At 63.4% G+C, this 12,487-nt stretch carries 13 protein-coding genes; 7 read left to right on the top strand and 6 right to left on the bottom strand.

From position 1 onward, the window contains the following. Positions 1 to 150: 150 nt before the first annotated feature. Both cfa1 and efp read right to left on the bottom strand, forming a co-directional pair. Positions 151 to 1,392 (bottom strand): cyclopropane-fatty-acyl-phospholipid synthase, encoded by a 1,242-nt coding sequence (gene cfa1, locus CN933_RS14015; protein WP_018093891.1) that lies wholly within the window; start codon positions 1,390 to 1,392, stop codon positions 151 to 153. A 196-nt stretch (positions 1,393 to 1,588) separates the two neighbouring features. Continuing rightward, positions 1,589 to 2,158, bottom strand: a complete 570-nt coding sequence (efp, locus tag CN933_RS14010) for an elongation factor P (RefSeq protein WP_004435501.1) — start codon at positions 2,156 to 2,158, stop codon at positions 1,589 to 1,591. Between the two features lie 161 nt (positions 2,159 to 2,319). Here efp and epmA point away from each other — a divergent pair, with 161 nt between their 5' ends. Together epmA and CN933_RS14000 are read left to right on the top strand one after the other, a co-directional pair. Further along, complete coding sequence (gene epmA, locus CN933_RS14005; RefSeq protein ID WP_018093890.1) at positions 2,320 to 3,372, top strand: EF-P lysine aminoacylase EpmA; 1,053 nt, start codon at positions 2,320 to 2,322, stop codon at positions 3,370 to 3,372. After that, on the top strand, positions 3,369 to 4,421 hold the full coding sequence (locus CN933_RS14000) for a lysine-2,3-aminomutase-like protein (protein WP_018093889.1): 1,053 nt from the start codon (positions 3,369 to 3,371) through the stop codon (positions 4,419 to 4,421). The genes epmA and CN933_RS14000 overlap by 4 nt, the downstream gene beginning before the upstream one ends. 70 nt (positions 4,422 to 4,491) lie before the next feature. Here the strand turns inward: CN933_RS14000 and CN933_RS13995 are convergent, their stop codons facing one another. Then, positions 4,492 to 5,157, bottom strand: a complete 666-nt coding sequence (locus CN933_RS13995; RefSeq protein ID WP_033047230.1) for a YiaD family glycine zipper/OmpA-like lipoprotein — start codon at positions 5,155 to 5,157, stop codon at positions 4,492 to 4,494. 260 nt (positions 5,158 to 5,417) lie between these two features. Between CN933_RS13995 and CN933_RS13990 the strand changes: the two genes are divergently transcribed. Next, positions 5,418 to 6,056, top strand: a complete 639-nt coding sequence (locus CN933_RS13990; protein WP_033047229.1) for an exopolysaccharide biosynthesis protein — start codon at positions 5,418 to 5,420, stop codon at positions 6,054 to 6,056. Between the two features lie 36 nt (positions 6,057 to 6,092). On the opposite strand, the gene CN933_RS13985 is transcribed toward CN933_RS13990, so the two are convergent. Then, the gene (locus CN933_RS13985; RefSeq protein WP_018093886.1) at positions 6,093 to 6,620 is read right to left on the bottom strand and encodes a GNAT family N-acetyltransferase; all 528 of its coding nucleotides are present in this window, start codon (positions 6,618 to 6,620) and stop codon (positions 6,093 to 6,095) included. Between the two features lies 1 nt (position 6,621). After that, a complete protein-coding gene (gene relB, locus CN933_RS13980) occupies positions 6,622 to 7,200 on the bottom strand; it encodes a type II toxin-antitoxin system RelB family anti-toxin (RefSeq protein WP_018093885.1) in 579 nt (192 codons plus the stop codon). Between the two features lie 190 nt (positions 7,201 to 7,390). Here relB and CN933_RS13975 point away from each other — a divergent pair, with 190 nt between their 5' ends. The 3 genes from CN933_RS13975 (at position 7,391) to rnk (ending at position 11,391) form a co-directional block, all read left to right on the top strand. Beyond that, the gene (locus CN933_RS13975; RefSeq protein ID WP_018093884.1) at positions 7,391 to 8,656 is read left to right on the top strand and encodes an MFS transporter; all 1,266 of its coding nucleotides are present in this window, start codon (positions 7,391 to 7,393) and stop codon (positions 8,654 to 8,656) included. A gap of 49 nt (positions 8,657 to 8,705) precedes the next feature. Further along, positions 8,706 to 10,541, top strand: a complete 1,836-nt coding sequence (gene lepA / locus CN933_RS13970) for a translation elongation factor 4 (RefSeq protein WP_018093883.1) — start codon at positions 8,706 to 8,708, stop codon at positions 10,539 to 10,541. A gap of 442 nt (positions 10,542 to 10,983) precedes the next feature. Beyond that, a complete protein-coding gene (gene rnk, locus CN933_RS13960) occupies positions 10,984 to 11,391 on the top strand; it encodes a nucleoside diphosphate kinase regulator (RefSeq protein ID WP_018093881.1) in 408 nt (135 codons plus the stop codon). A 111-nt stretch (positions 11,392 to 11,502) separates the two neighbouring features. Here rnk and CN933_RS13955 read toward each other — a convergent pair whose 3' ends face one another. Further along, positions 11,503 to 11,955: a DoxX family protein gene (locus CN933_RS13955; RefSeq protein ID WP_010968461.1), complete on the bottom strand. Its 453-nt coding sequence runs from the start codon at positions 11,953 to 11,955 to the stop codon at positions 11,503 to 11,505. A gap of 202 nt (positions 11,956 to 12,157) precedes the next feature. Between CN933_RS13955 and CN933_RS13950 the strand changes: the two genes are divergently transcribed. Further along, entirely contained in the window at positions 12,158 to 12,439 is a 282-nt protein-coding gene (locus CN933_RS13950) for an Rdx family protein (protein ID WP_018093880.1), read from the top strand. Positions 12,440 to 12,487 lie beyond the last annotated feature (48 nt).

Below are 12,487 nucleotides of genomic sequence, written 5' to 3'. Positions count from 1 at the left end.
CGCAAGACCTTCTTTAGAATAATTCTAAATAGGCGCCGATGCGTGAAGCGTCAAGGCGGCGGATCGGCGGCAACGCGTCCTTCTTCGCGGCGCGCACTCGCCCCCCTCCCCTTGCGGGGAGGGATTGGAAGGGTCAACCCGGGGGGTGAGTCAAACCGCCAGATCGAGCGCCTTTTCCTTCTCGATATAGGTGCGCTGCAGATCGGTGATGTAATCACGAACGATCGGCGCCGCGTCGCGTGATCGCGACAGCTGCATATGGAAGACGAGCTGGCTGCCGGTGCGGAACATCATTTCCGCGCTGATCAGGTAGAACTCCCACATGCGGGCGAAGCGCTCGTCGTACATCGCCACCACCTTGTCGCGATTCTCGTCGAAGCGCGCGCCCCAATGGGCGAGCGTGGTAGCATAGTGCACGCGCAGGAATTCGAGATCGGTCACCCAAAGGCTGTTGCGTTCGACCACCTCGAAGACCTCCGACAATGCCGGGGAATAGGCGCCGGGGAAGATGTATTTGCGGAGCCAGGCGCTCGCCATGCCGGGCGGGCTCATATGACCGATCGAATGGAGCACGGCCAGCCCGTCATCCGGCATCAACGCATTCAGTTTCTTGAAGAACTCGTCATAGTGATGGACGCCGACATGCTCGAACATGCCGACCGAAACGATCCGGTCGAACGGCCCCTCGACGTCGCGGTAGTCCTTGAGTTCGAAGCGCACGCGGTCCGCCATTCCGGCCGCACGTGCCCGCTCGGAGGCGAGCGCCTGCTGTTCCTTGGAAAGGGTGACACCCAGCACCTCGACGTCTTCGAGCGAGGCGAGATAGAGGGCGAGATCGCCCCAGCCGCAGCCGATGTCGAGTACCCTCATGCCCGGCTTCAGACAGAGCTTTGCCGCAAGCAGTCTCAGCTTGTTTCGCTGCGCAGCCTCCAAAGTCTCGTGCGGCTCGCGGAAATAGGCGCAGGAATAGAGCATGTTCTCGTCGAGGAACAGCTTGTAGAAATCATTGCCTAGATCGTAATGATGCGCGACGTTCTGCTGCGCCTTGCCCTTGGGGTTGGCCTGCTGGCGCTTGCGAAAACGCATCTTCACCGCCCGTAGCAGCTTCTGGATCGGATAGGAGCCGAGCGACAGGCGGTTGATCGAAAAGAGCGTCAGGAAGTCCCGCAGCGTCGAGCCTTCCTCGAAACGCATGGTCCCGTCCATATAGGCTTCACCGGCGGCGAGCTCGGCATTGAAGACGAGGCTGCGATAGAGCCGCTTGTCGGTGAGCCGCATCGTCACGCTCGGCCCCGGCTCGCCGGCAAAGACGTGCCGCTTGCCGTCGGCATCGATTACCGTGAGCGTCCCCTTGCGAATGAACGACTTCATCATATGCGATAATGGAAACATGCAGTGCCGCGCCTCTCATCCCGATCCGGAGGGCGGCATCCTAAGCACTTCAAGAAAAAATGTGTAACGGTTTTCCGTGCGGAAGCGCTCGGTTTCACAGGCTTCGAGCGTTTCGCCGCTTCAATTGAACGGTGAAACGAGAACGGGGACGGCAGTCATCGACGACCGTCCCCGTTTCGATCTCCGTCAGGACAGATCAGTCCTTGGCGCGCTCGACATAGGACCCGTCTTCGGTCGCAATGACGACGCGGGTGCCGGCCTGGATGTGCGGCGGCACCAGGGTACGAACCCCGTTCGAAAGCACGGCCGGCTTGTAGGAGGAGGAGGCCGTCTGGCCCTTGACGACCGGCTCCGTCTCGGTGATTTCGAGAGTGACGTGGCGCGGCAGGTCGATGGCGATGGCAATGCCTTCGTGGATCGACAGCATCACGGCCATGCCTTCCTGAAGATAGGCCTTCAAATCGCCGATGTCTTCGGAGCTCATGACGAGCTGGTCGTAGCTTTCCGGGTTCATGAAGTGGAAGCCTTCGCCATCTTCATAAAGGAAGGTGTGCTCGCGGTCTTCGACGAAGGCGCGCTCGACCTGCTCGGTCGTGCGGTAGCGCTCGGAGACCTTCACGCCGTCGGAGATGCGGCGCATGTCGACCTGCGTGACCGGCGTGCCCTTGCCCGGATGGAAGTTCTGCGCGGTGAGCACGACATAAAGCTTGCCGTCGACGTCGAGAACGTTGCCCTTGCGGACCGAAGAAGCGATGACCTTGACCATTAGTCTTCCTTGTAACAGAGGTATCAGCGACACGAGCGGGCCGGAGATCGGCCCGGAAGGGACGCGAAAATTCAGTTTTCGCGCCGCCACTATCCTAATTTCGCGCAAATAGCCAGCCTGAGCGGGCATTCGCGCGGAAGAAAGCCTGGACCGAACCGACCATGCCGCATGCTTCTCCCTGGTGGACACCCGATGTCCATGCCGACCGGCGCCCCTTCCTGATCGGGCGCAATCGCATCCAGTCGGCGCTCCGCCGGTTCTTCGACGAACGCAGCTTCGTCGAAGTCGACACGGCAGCGCTGCAGGTATCGCCGGGCAACGAGGCGCATCTGCATGCCTTTGCGACCCAGGCGCTTGGGCTCGACGGCTCCGTCCAGCCGCTCTATCTCCACACCTCTCCCGAATTCGCCTGCAAGAAGCTCATTGCCGCCGGCGAACGGCGCATCGCCTGTTTCGCCCATGTCTACCGCAACCGCGAGCGCGGCCCGCTGCATCATCCGGAATTCACCATGCTCGAATGGTACCGCGCCCAGGAGAGCTACGAGACGCTGATGAATGACTGCGCCGGAATTCTCGCGCTCGCCGCCGAGACAGTCGCCGCGCGGTCCCTCGTCTATCAGGGAAGAGCGTGCGATCCCTTCGCCGAGCCGGAGCGGCTCTCGGTCGCCGAGGCCTTCGCGCGCTTCGCGGGGATCGACCTTCTCGCCTCGATCCGGGAAGACGGCTCCACCGACCGCGACGGCCTCGCGGCGGCCATGCGGGAGGTGGGCTTGCGTGTCGCCGGAGACGATGGCTGGGCCGATCTCTTCAGCCGCGTGCTCGTCGAAAGGGTCGAGCCCAATCTCGGCTTCGGGCGCGCCACGATCCTCGACGAATATCCGGTCGCCGAGGCAGCACTTGCCCGGCCTGCAGCCGGCGACCCTCGCGTGGCAGAGCGTTTCGAGCTCTATGCCTGCGGCGTCGAACTCGCAAATGCCTTCGGCGAATTGACCGATGCCGCCGAGCAGCGCCGCCGGTTCGAGCTGGAAATGGCGGAAAAGGCGCGGGTCTACGGCGAGACCTACCCGATCGACGAGGATTTCCTCGCGGCGCTCGCCGGCATGCCCGAGGCGAGCGGCATCGCGCTCGGCTTCGACCGTCTGGTCATGCTGGCAACGGGTGCATCCCGCATCGACCAGGTTCTTTGGGCCCCGGTCGCGGAGGCCAGGCCATGACTGCGGAGCGCGCCATCAGAACAGCGAGCGAGCTCGCCGACGCCGGTCTCGTCGGTCGAGAGCAGGAAGAGGCGATTTCCCGTGTCGCGTCCCGCTACGCCGTAGCCATCAGCCCGGCAATCGCGCGCCTTGTGAACCGGGACGATCCGAACGACCCGATTGCGCGGCAGTTCGTGCCGGACATGGCCGAACTCACGCTCATGCCGGAAGAGCGTGCCGATCCGATCGGCGACGGCACGCACAGCCCGGTTGCCGGCATCGTCCACCGTTATCCGGACCGGGTGCTCCTGAAGGCGGTTCATGTCTGCCCGGTTTACTGCCGCTTCTGTTTCCGCCGCGAGATGGTCGGCCCCGAGGGTCTCGGCACCCTCGCGCCCGCGGAACTCGATGCGGCGCTCGCCTATATCGCCGGGCGTCCGGAAATCTGGGAGGTGATTCTGACCGGCGGCGATCCGCTGGTGCTCTCGCCCCGGCGGCTTGGCGAAATCATGGTGCGGCTCGCAGAAATCGAGCACGTCAAGGTCGTGCGCTTCCACACGCGCGTGCCGGTGGTCGAGCCCGAACGGGTGGATGCGGGGCTGATCGCCGCTTTGAGAAGCAGCGGCAAGGCGACCTATGTGGCGCTTCATGCCAACCATCCGCGGGAACTCACCGCCGAGGCGCGCGCCGCCGCCGCGCGGCTGATCGATGCGGGCATCGTCATGGTAAGCCAGTCGGTGCTGCTGAAGGGCGTCAACGACGACCCGGACGTGCTCGCCGCGCTGATGCGCGCCTTCGTCGAGACGCGGATCAAGCCCTATTACCTGCACCATCCGGATCTTGCGCCCGGCACCGGCCATTTCCGGCTGTCCATCGAGGAGGGCCAGGCTCTCGTCGCCTCGCTGCGTGGACGCGTCTCGGGCCTTTGCCAACCCGCCTACATCCTCGACATCCCCGGCGGCTACGGCAAGGCCATCGTCAGCGCCAGCGCGATCGAGGCGGAAGGCGGCGGCTGCTACACGGTCACCGACTTCCGCGGGAACAGGCACGACTATCCGCCGAAGGGGTGAGGCCGTATCGGAACGTGAAAGGGCCGCCCGGACGATCCGCGCGGCCCTTCGCCATAATGTTTGAAGCCGTTCAGCCCTGCTTGATCGGCGCGATCGAGATTTCGACGCGGCGGTTCTGGGCGCGGCCGACTTCGGTGGCGTTCGACGCAATCGGCCGCTCCAGGCCGTAGCCCACTGCCGACATGCGGCGCTGGTCGACGCCGCGGCTGGCGAGATAGTTGGCGACCGAGGCCGCGCGCCGCTCCGAAAGTCCCTGGTTGTAGGAGGCGCTGCCGGTCGAGTCGGTGTGACCGTCGACGTCGATCAGCGTCTTGTTGAACTTGCGCAGCACGATCGCAACCGAGTCGAGGGTCGGATAGAAGGCCGGAATCACCTGGTCGCGGTCGGTCGCGAAGGTGATGTTCGACGGCATGTTCAGGATGATGCGATCGCCGGCGCGGGTGACCGAAACGCCGGTGCCCTGCAACTGCGCCCGCAGTTCCGATTCCTGCTGATCCATGTAGTTTCCGACCAGGCCGCCGCCGAGAGCGCCGATGCCTGCGCCGACAAGAGCGGCATCACGCCGGCCCGCGGCACTGCCGCCCACCAGAAGACCGGTCGCAGCGCCGAGACCCGCGCCGATCAAAGCGCCTCCGGCCGTGTTCGACATCTTCTGTTCTCCCGTATAGGGATCGGTGGTGGTGCATCCGGAAAGATAGACGGCCACGACAGCCAGGATGGCGCATTTCTTGATCATCGAATCAATTGTCCCCATTGGTGCTCAGGATCGGTTCATACTATCGATTGCGGCAGGAAGATGAAGAGGCCTTCTACTTTCCCCGATCGAGGGTATTGCGGTGCACCATTTCTGCCGGACCTCGCCATATTGCTGACCAGAGGGCTCGCTAACCGAAGGTTCACGCGCTTGGCGCTATGGTCTGCCGGGCCCGGTTCGGCGTAAAGAATGCGAACCGCGGGCGCCGCATGGAGCGCCCGCAAATCGTGAAAGGAAAAATCATGGCGGTCGAGTTCGGCGATTCGCAACGCAGCCTCAGCGACACGCTCACCGGCATGATCGCTTCGATCAGAGGCAATACGATCACGCTGCGCGAGCTGATGATCGAGATCGGCGAGCAGGGCTTCCTCCTTCTTTGCGCGCTGCTGACCCTGCCGTTCCTGATCCCGGTTTCCATTCCGGGCGTCAGCACCGTCTTCGGGGCGGCCATCATTCTCATTTCGCTCGCGATCACCCTCAACCGCGTACCCTGGCTGCCGAAGCGCATCCTCGATCGGGAGATCGACACGGAAAAGCTCGTGCCGACGCTCCGCAAAGGTGCGGCACTGGTCTCGAAGCTCGACCGCTATGTGCGCCCGCGGGTCAATTTTTTGACCGAAGGCGCCCTGATGAACCGTTTCAACGGGTTGATGATCATGGCCGGTGGCGTGCTTCTCATGTTTCCGCTCGGGCTGATTCCGCTGTCGAACACGCTGCCCGGCATCGCCATCCTGCTCCTGTCGCTCGGCATCATCCAGCGCGACGGGCTGATGGTGGCCGGCGGCTATTTCTTCCTGTTCGCGACCACCGTCTATTTCGCAGTTCTCGGCTATGCCGCTTTCGCCGCCGGCCAGGGGCTCTCGCACTTCTTCGTTTCGTGATTGCGACGGCAGCCGGACGGGTCCATCCGAGCCGCCCTATGTGGCAAGGTGCTTGTAGAAGAACGTCGTCGCGCAATAGCGGCCGTCCGGCATCAGCGCGTAGTCGGGAACGACACCGGCGCGCGTCCAGCCGAAGCGCTCGTAGATCGCTTCGGCCGGCTCTCCGGTCGCCGTGTCGAGGACCAGGACTCTTCTGCCGCGCCTGAGGGCTTCCGCCTCGGCTGCGTCCATCAGGCGACGCGACAGGCCGAGGCCGCGGGCGTCGCGGTGGACGAGCAGTTTCCTGACATCGGCGCGATGCGGCTGGTTCGGCATGGTGCCGACGCCGAGCTGCACGGTGCCCGCCATCCGGCCATCGACTTCGGCCGCGAGGAGAACCGTTTCGCCGCGCCCGACGGCGGCGGCGACGCCCGCCCAGAATTGAACGGCGGCGTGCGGCGAAAAGGGATGCATGAAGCCGACCGAAGCGCCGCCTTCGACGCAATCGGAGAGGATTTCGGCCAGAGCCGGCAGGGCGGCCAGGGTTTCTTCTGCGGTGAGCACGCGTATATCGGCGTCGGGCATGTCAAACCTTGTTGCGGCAGAGGATGACGGCGTAATGCGCCGGTTCCTCGTGGGGATTGTAAAAGATGTGGGCCTCTTCGAGCCCCATGAAGAGGCAGTCGCCCGGCTCCAAGAGCTGTCGTCCGCTTTCCATCGTCAGTTCGAGGCGGCCGGAAAAAAGCCAGAGGTGCTGGGTGATGCCGCGGTCCATCGGCTGTCGCTCGAAGACGACGCGGGCGCCGGGCGGAAACTCGACCTCGACGATGTCGACCGGCGAACCGACGCCTTCGGGTGAAACGGAACGGCGCAGGTAGCCGCTTTCGGGATCGCGCCACAGTCGCTGCTCCGCGCGCCGGGCCAAGGGCGAGGCCTCGCCCCTCTCGGAAGCAAAAAGCGCCGAAAGCGTCGTGCCCAACGCGCTGCATAGCTTCGCCAGAAGCTGCGCCGTCGGGCTCGCCTCGCCGCGCTCGATGCGCGAAATCATGGCGCGGCTGACGCCGGAGCGGCCGGCCAGGTCGTCAAGCGTAAGATCCCGCGCCATGCGCAGCTCGCGCAGGCGCATGCCGATGGTCTCTTCGAGAGGGGCGAGTGCATTTTCCATTATCTGAGACTGCACTTCTCATATAATGGAGTCAAGGCGATCGAACCGAGAAATAAATTCGCGCATGCCGCTTTGACGACAGCGCCGGTCCGGGTCCTGCTTTATCGTCCGAACTCTGCGCCGATTCTCAAAAAACATCCAACTTCAATAATTTAGATCATCTTCATACGATCGGCAGAAGGACAGGCAGATGCATCGATCTCCTTCGTCGCTGCTGTCGATCGCGAGCATAGTCGCCTCCATGACATCGGTCGCGGTCGGCAACGGCATGATGCTCGCCTATGTGCCCTTCGTGCTGACGCGCTCGGCGGCGCCGGACTGGGTCCCGGGAGCCGCCGTGACGGCGATTGCCTTCGGCGGGCTGATCGGCTGCCTCATGGGCGGCTCGCTCATTCGCCGCGTCGGCCACGCCCGCGCCTTTTCCTGCTCGATGGCGCTGGTCATTCTCGCGGCGCTGACGATCAGCCTCGGCGTCCACCCGCTGCTTTGGGTCGTCGCACGCGGCCTCTACGGCATTGCCGCCAACATGAATTTCATCATCACGCAGAGCTGGCTCAACCATGCCAGCGAGAACCACTGGCGCGGCCGGGCGATGGCGCTCTTCTACATGGCCTATGTCATCGGGCTCGGCGCCGGCGCCTGGGTCTTCGGGCAAATCCCGGTCGAGGGCAATCTCGCCCCGATCGTCACGATCTTCTTCACCGCGGTCGCCATCCTGCCGATCGGCCTCACGCGCCTGCCCACGCCGCCCGCCCCTGCCCGGGTCAGCATCGACATTCCCATGGTCTGGCGGATTTCTCCGGTCGCCTTCATCGGCGTGCTTGCATCCGGCGGCCTCTCCATGCTGGTGCAGGGCTTTACGCCGATCTATGCCGCCGCCAATTCCGTCAGTCAGAAAGACGTAGCGGCATTGATGTTCGTCATGCAGTTCGGCCTGCTCTTCATCCAGTATCCGATGGGCGCCCTTTCAGACCGCACCGACCGCCGGATCGTCCTCATCGCCACCTGTATGCTCGTCATCGCGGCGGGCATCGCTGCGCTCGCCGTCTCCTTCGACAACCTGCTCCTGCTCATGCTGGTTTTCGCGATGTTCGCGGGAGCGGTCGAGACGGTCTATTCCATCGCCAATGCGCATGCCAACGATCGAACCGATCCGGCAGATTTCGTGCCGCTCGCCAGCACCATGCTGGTCGCCTGGTCGGCAGCGGCGACCCTCGTTCCGATGCTCGTGACCTTGCTGACGCCGGCCTTCGGCCAACGGACCTTCATCTATGCGACGATGACGGTGGCGCTCCTCTACGCCCTTTTCGTGCTCGTTCGCCTCCGCTCGCGCGAACGCGTCCCGCCCGAGCACTGCGACAGCTTCGAATTCAAAAGCGCCCAGGTGCCGAATGCCGCGGCACTCGCCGAGACGGAAGCGCGAGCGGAACGGCCGGTCAGACGCCCGGATTTATAGTGAACGAAGCCTTCATTTCCCGCTTTGCGCCGCCTGATCGCGCTGCTATATGCGGCCCATGAGCACACCATCTTCCAAGACGCCCCTGTCGCATATCCGCAACTTCTCGATCGTGGCGCATATCGATCACGGCAAATCGACGCTTGCCGACCGGCTGATCCAGTCGACCGGCGGCCTCGCCGAACGAGAAATGTCCGAGCAGGTCCTGGACAGCATGGACATCGAGCGCGAGCGCGGCATCACCATCAAGGCCCAGACCGTTCGCCTGCACTACAAGGCGAACGATGGCGAGACCTATGTGCTGAACCTCATCGACACGCCCGGCCACGTCGACTTCGCCTACGAGGTCTCGCGCTCGCTTTCGGCCTGCGAAGGTTCGCTGCTCGTCGTCGACGCCAGCCAGGGCGTCGAAGCCCAGACGCTCGCCAATGTCTACCAGGCGATCGACAACAATCACGAGCTCGTCACCGTTCTGAACAAGATCGACCTGCCTGCGGCCGAGCCGGAGCGGATCAAGGAGCAGATCGAGGAAGTGATCGGCATCGACGCCTCCGACGCCGTGCTGATCTCGGCAAAGACCGGTCTCGGCATTCCGGATGTGCTGGAGGCGATCGTCCATAGGCTGCCCGCCCCGAAAAGCGAGGGCGGCGACGCCGCGCCCTTGAAGGCGCTGCTCGTCGACAGCTGGTACGACGCTTATCTCGGCGTCATGGTTCTGGTGCGCGTCATCGACGGAACGCTGAAAAAGGGCATGACCATCCGCATGATGGGGACGGATGCGAAGTACCAGGTGGAGCGCGTCGGCGTGCTGACGCCGAAGATGGTTGCCATGGAGGCGCTCGGCCCCGGCGAAATCGGTTTCATCACGGCTTCTATCAAGGAAGTGGCGGACACCCGCGTCGGCGATACGATCACCGAGGACAAGCGGCCGACGGCCAAGGCGCTGCCCGGCTTCAAGCCGGCCCAGCCGGTCGTGTTCTGCGGCCTCTTCCCGGTCGACGCCGCCGACTTCGAGGACCTGCGCTCGGCCATGGGCAAGCTGCGCCTCAACGATGCCTCCTTCTCCTTCGAAATGGAATCCTCCGCCGCGCTCGGCTTCGGTTTCCGCTGCGGCTTCCTCGGCCTCCTGCATCTCGAAATCATCCAGGAGCGTCTGGAGCGCGAATTCGATCTCGATCTGATCGCGACGGCACCCTCGGTCGTCTACAAGCTGTTTATGACCGACGGCTCGGAGCGCGAGCTTCACAACCCTGCCGACATGCCGGACGTGGTCAAGATCGCCGAAATCCACGAGCCGTGGATCCGCGCGACGATCCTGACGCCCGACGAATATCTCGGCGGCATCCTGAAACTCTGCCAGGATCGTCGCGGCATCCAGATCGAGCTGACCTATGTCGGCACCCGCGCGATGCTCACCTATGACCTGCCGCTGAACGAAGTCGTGTTCGATTTCTACGACCGGCTGAAGTCGATCTCCAAGGGATACGCCTCCTTCGACTACCAGATCACCGAGCACAAGGAAGGCAATCTCGTGAAGATGTCGATCCTCGTCAACGGCGAGCCGGTGGACGCGCTGTCGATGATGGTGCACCGGATGGCGGCGGAAAAGCGCGGCCGCGAAATGTGCGAAAAGCTGAAGGAACTGATCCCGAAGCACATGTTCAAGATCCCGATCCAGGCCGCCATCGGCGGCAACGTGATCGCCCGCGAAACCATCTCGGCGCTGCGCAAGGACGTGACCGCAAAGTGCTACGGCGGCGACGCCACCCGAAAGCGCAAGCTGCTGGAGAAGCAGAAGGCCGGCAAGAAGCGGATGCGCCAGTTCGGCAAGGTGGAAATCCCGCAGGAAGCCTTCATCGCCGCACTGAAGATGAGCGACGAGTGATTTCCAATCGGGTCGATGCACATCGAAAATGCGCATCGACCTGAAGCAAGGCGAAACGCGTGTTATCGACCTGCGGGCGGCGTGACGAAAGCGTCGCCGCCACGGACTTTGCGTTTCAAGGCTTCCGATCTGCTTGCGCGATCCGCAATGATCGACCACGTGCGCTGCGGTGTCTCAAGTGGCGACGCGGGCTTGACTTCGTTGGCGAAGTTTCCGACCTTCAGACCATGCCAGTGCTCGCGATCCATTTCCGCTGTTCTTTCCGGGTCTGCCCCATCGCAGGAACCTGACCCCGGCCCGGATGCGTGCGCTCTCCGGGTAAGGGGGCCTGCGCATCGGCGAGCGGATGGCCAAGCCTCCACCCCGAGCGGCGAGCGTAAATCATCCTCGACATTTCACATTCGGCGCAAGCAGAGCGGTGCGCCCAGGCACAGGTATCATCATGGCGGACAAGACAACCCGCAAGAAGCTTCCCTCGATCGTCATCAATGCCGAAGACCATGCACGTCTGACGGCGATCGCCTCCTCGGCGCTCGACCGTGTCCCGGAAGTCGCGGAGGCGCTGCTTTCCGAACTCGACCGCGCGCGAATCGCCGCGCCCGGCAAGCTGCCCAAAGACAGCGTGCAGATGGGCTCGACTGTCGCCTTTGACGCCGACAACGGTTTTGCGAAGGAAGTGAGGCTCGTCTACCCGGGGGAGGCCGACATCGAAGCCGGTAAGATTTCCGTACTGACGCCGATCGGAGCGGCGCTTATCGGCCTTTCCGTCGGACAGTCGATCGACTGGGTCGACAGGGCCGGCAAGGTACACCGTATGACGATCCGCAGCGTGATGCCGCAGGCGGGCTGAGCGTGCCGCCGGCACAATTGCTCGAAGCGGCCGGATCGAGCCGGCCGCTTTCAGAGCGCTTCCAGGCAAAATGTGTCGCCGCCCGGAAGCGCTCCAATTCAAAGGGTGAGATCAGAATTGGCGGCCGAGCTTGGCATCGACGGACTGGCTGTTGGCGCCGCGAATGGCAAAGAAGAGGGTGATCGCCGCCCAGAGGATGGACTTCTCCGCCCCGCCAAGGCCCTGTCCCTGGACGATGCCATGGAAGTAGACGGTGACGAGCAGCACGATCGTCGCCGCGAAGGCAGCGGGCCGCGTCAGGAAGCCGATGGCAATGAAGATGCCGCCGAAGAACTCGGTCGCCGAAAGCAGGGGCGACCAGAAAACGCCCGGATAGAACCCAAGCCCCTCCACCATGCCGGCCGCGCCGAAGGGATTGAGGATCTTGCCGTAGCCGTGGGTGACGAGCAGCAGGCCTGCCACGACGCGCAGCAGCGTCTCGGCGAAAGTATCGAGCGGCAGATAAATCTTCTCGAGCGCCGGCAGGATCGCGCGCGGTCGATTGTTGGCAGCGGTATCGGTCATGAAATCCCTTTCGGATCTATTGCAAATCAGGGGTTTCTCTTGCCTCAGGCCTTTTGGAAAACAAGGGCTCAGCGTCAAAAACATGACCGCTGAAGCTGACATTTATGTGAGACATGCGTGAAGGCATGGATTGCGGCGCTTGCGCGACGACGCTGCTCCATGTTTCCTGTGGCGCGGAAGCCAAGTGAACAGGACATGCCAGATGAGCGAAAAGCCACGCGTCACCATCCTCTATTGCACCCAGTGCAACTGGCTGCTGCGCGCCGGATGGATGGCGCAGGAATTGCTGTCGACCTTCGCCGACACGCTTGGGGAAGTGGCGCTCATCCCCGGGACCGGCGGCAATTTCGAGATTCGCATTGATGGCGCGTTGATCTGGGAACGCAAGCGCGACGGCGGCTTTCCCGGGCCCAAGGAGCTGAAGCAACGCATTCGCGACGTGATCGAGCCCGAGCGCGATCTCGGCCACACGGACAGGAGCTAGAGCACTTCCAGGAAAAGTGTGTAACGGTTTTCCGTCCGGAAATGCGTT

Source organism: Sinorhizobium sp. M4_45, from assembly GCF_002885915.1.
GTDB classification, from domain to species: Bacteria; Pseudomonadota; Alphaproteobacteria; order Rhizobiales; family Rhizobiaceae; genus Sinorhizobium; species Sinorhizobium meliloti_A.
Note: the sequence above shows the minus strand (reverse complement) of the source record. Positions and strands in the feature narration are given on the sequence as shown.

Excerpts from the sequence above, each read along its gene's own strand:
- cfa1 (WP_018093891.1), bottom strand. The coding sequence starts at position 1,392 with ATGTTTCCATTATCGCATATGATGAAGTCGTTCATTCGCAAGGGGACG.
- efp (WP_004435501.1), bottom strand. The coding sequence starts at position 2,158 with ATGGTCAAGGTCATCGCTTCTTCGGTCCGCAAGGGCAACGTTCTCGAC.
- epmA (WP_018093890.1), top strand. The coding sequence starts at position 2,320 with ATGCCGCATGCTTCTCCCTGGTGGACACCCGATGTCCATGCCGACCGG.
- CN933_RS14000 (WP_018093889.1), top strand. The coding sequence starts at position 3,369 with ATGACTGCGGAGCGCGCCATCAGAACAGCGAGCGAGCTCGCCGACGCC.
- CN933_RS13995 (WP_033047230.1), bottom strand. The coding sequence starts at position 5,157 with ATGATCAAGAAATGCGCCATCCTGGCTGTCGTGGCCGTCTATCTTTCC.
- CN933_RS13990 (WP_033047229.1), top strand. The coding sequence starts at position 5,418 with ATGGCGGTCGAGTTCGGCGATTCGCAACGCAGCCTCAGCGACACGCTC.
- CN933_RS13985 (WP_018093886.1), bottom strand. The coding sequence starts at position 6,620 with ATGCCCGACGCCGATATACGCGTGCTCACCGCAGAAGAAACCCTGGCC.
- relB (WP_018093885.1), bottom strand. The coding sequence starts at position 7,200 with ATGGAAAATGCACTCGCCCCTCTCGAAGAGACCATCGGCATGCGCCTG.
- CN933_RS13975 (WP_018093884.1), top strand. The coding sequence starts at position 7,391 with ATGCATCGATCTCCTTCGTCGCTGCTGTCGATCGCGAGCATAGTCGCC.
- lepA (WP_018093883.1), top strand. The coding sequence starts at position 8,706 with ATGCGGCCCATGAGCACACCATCTTCCAAGACGCCCCTGTCGCATATC.
- rnk (WP_018093881.1), top strand. The coding sequence starts at position 10,984 with ATGGCGGACAAGACAACCCGCAAGAAGCTTCCCTCGATCGTCATCAAT.
- CN933_RS13955 (WP_010968461.1), bottom strand. The coding sequence starts at position 11,955 with ATGACCGATACCGCTGCCAACAATCGACCGCGCGCGATCCTGCCGGCG.
- CN933_RS13950 (WP_018093880.1), top strand. The coding sequence starts at position 12,158 with ATGAGCGAAAAGCCACGCGTCACCATCCTCTATTGCACCCAGTGCAAC.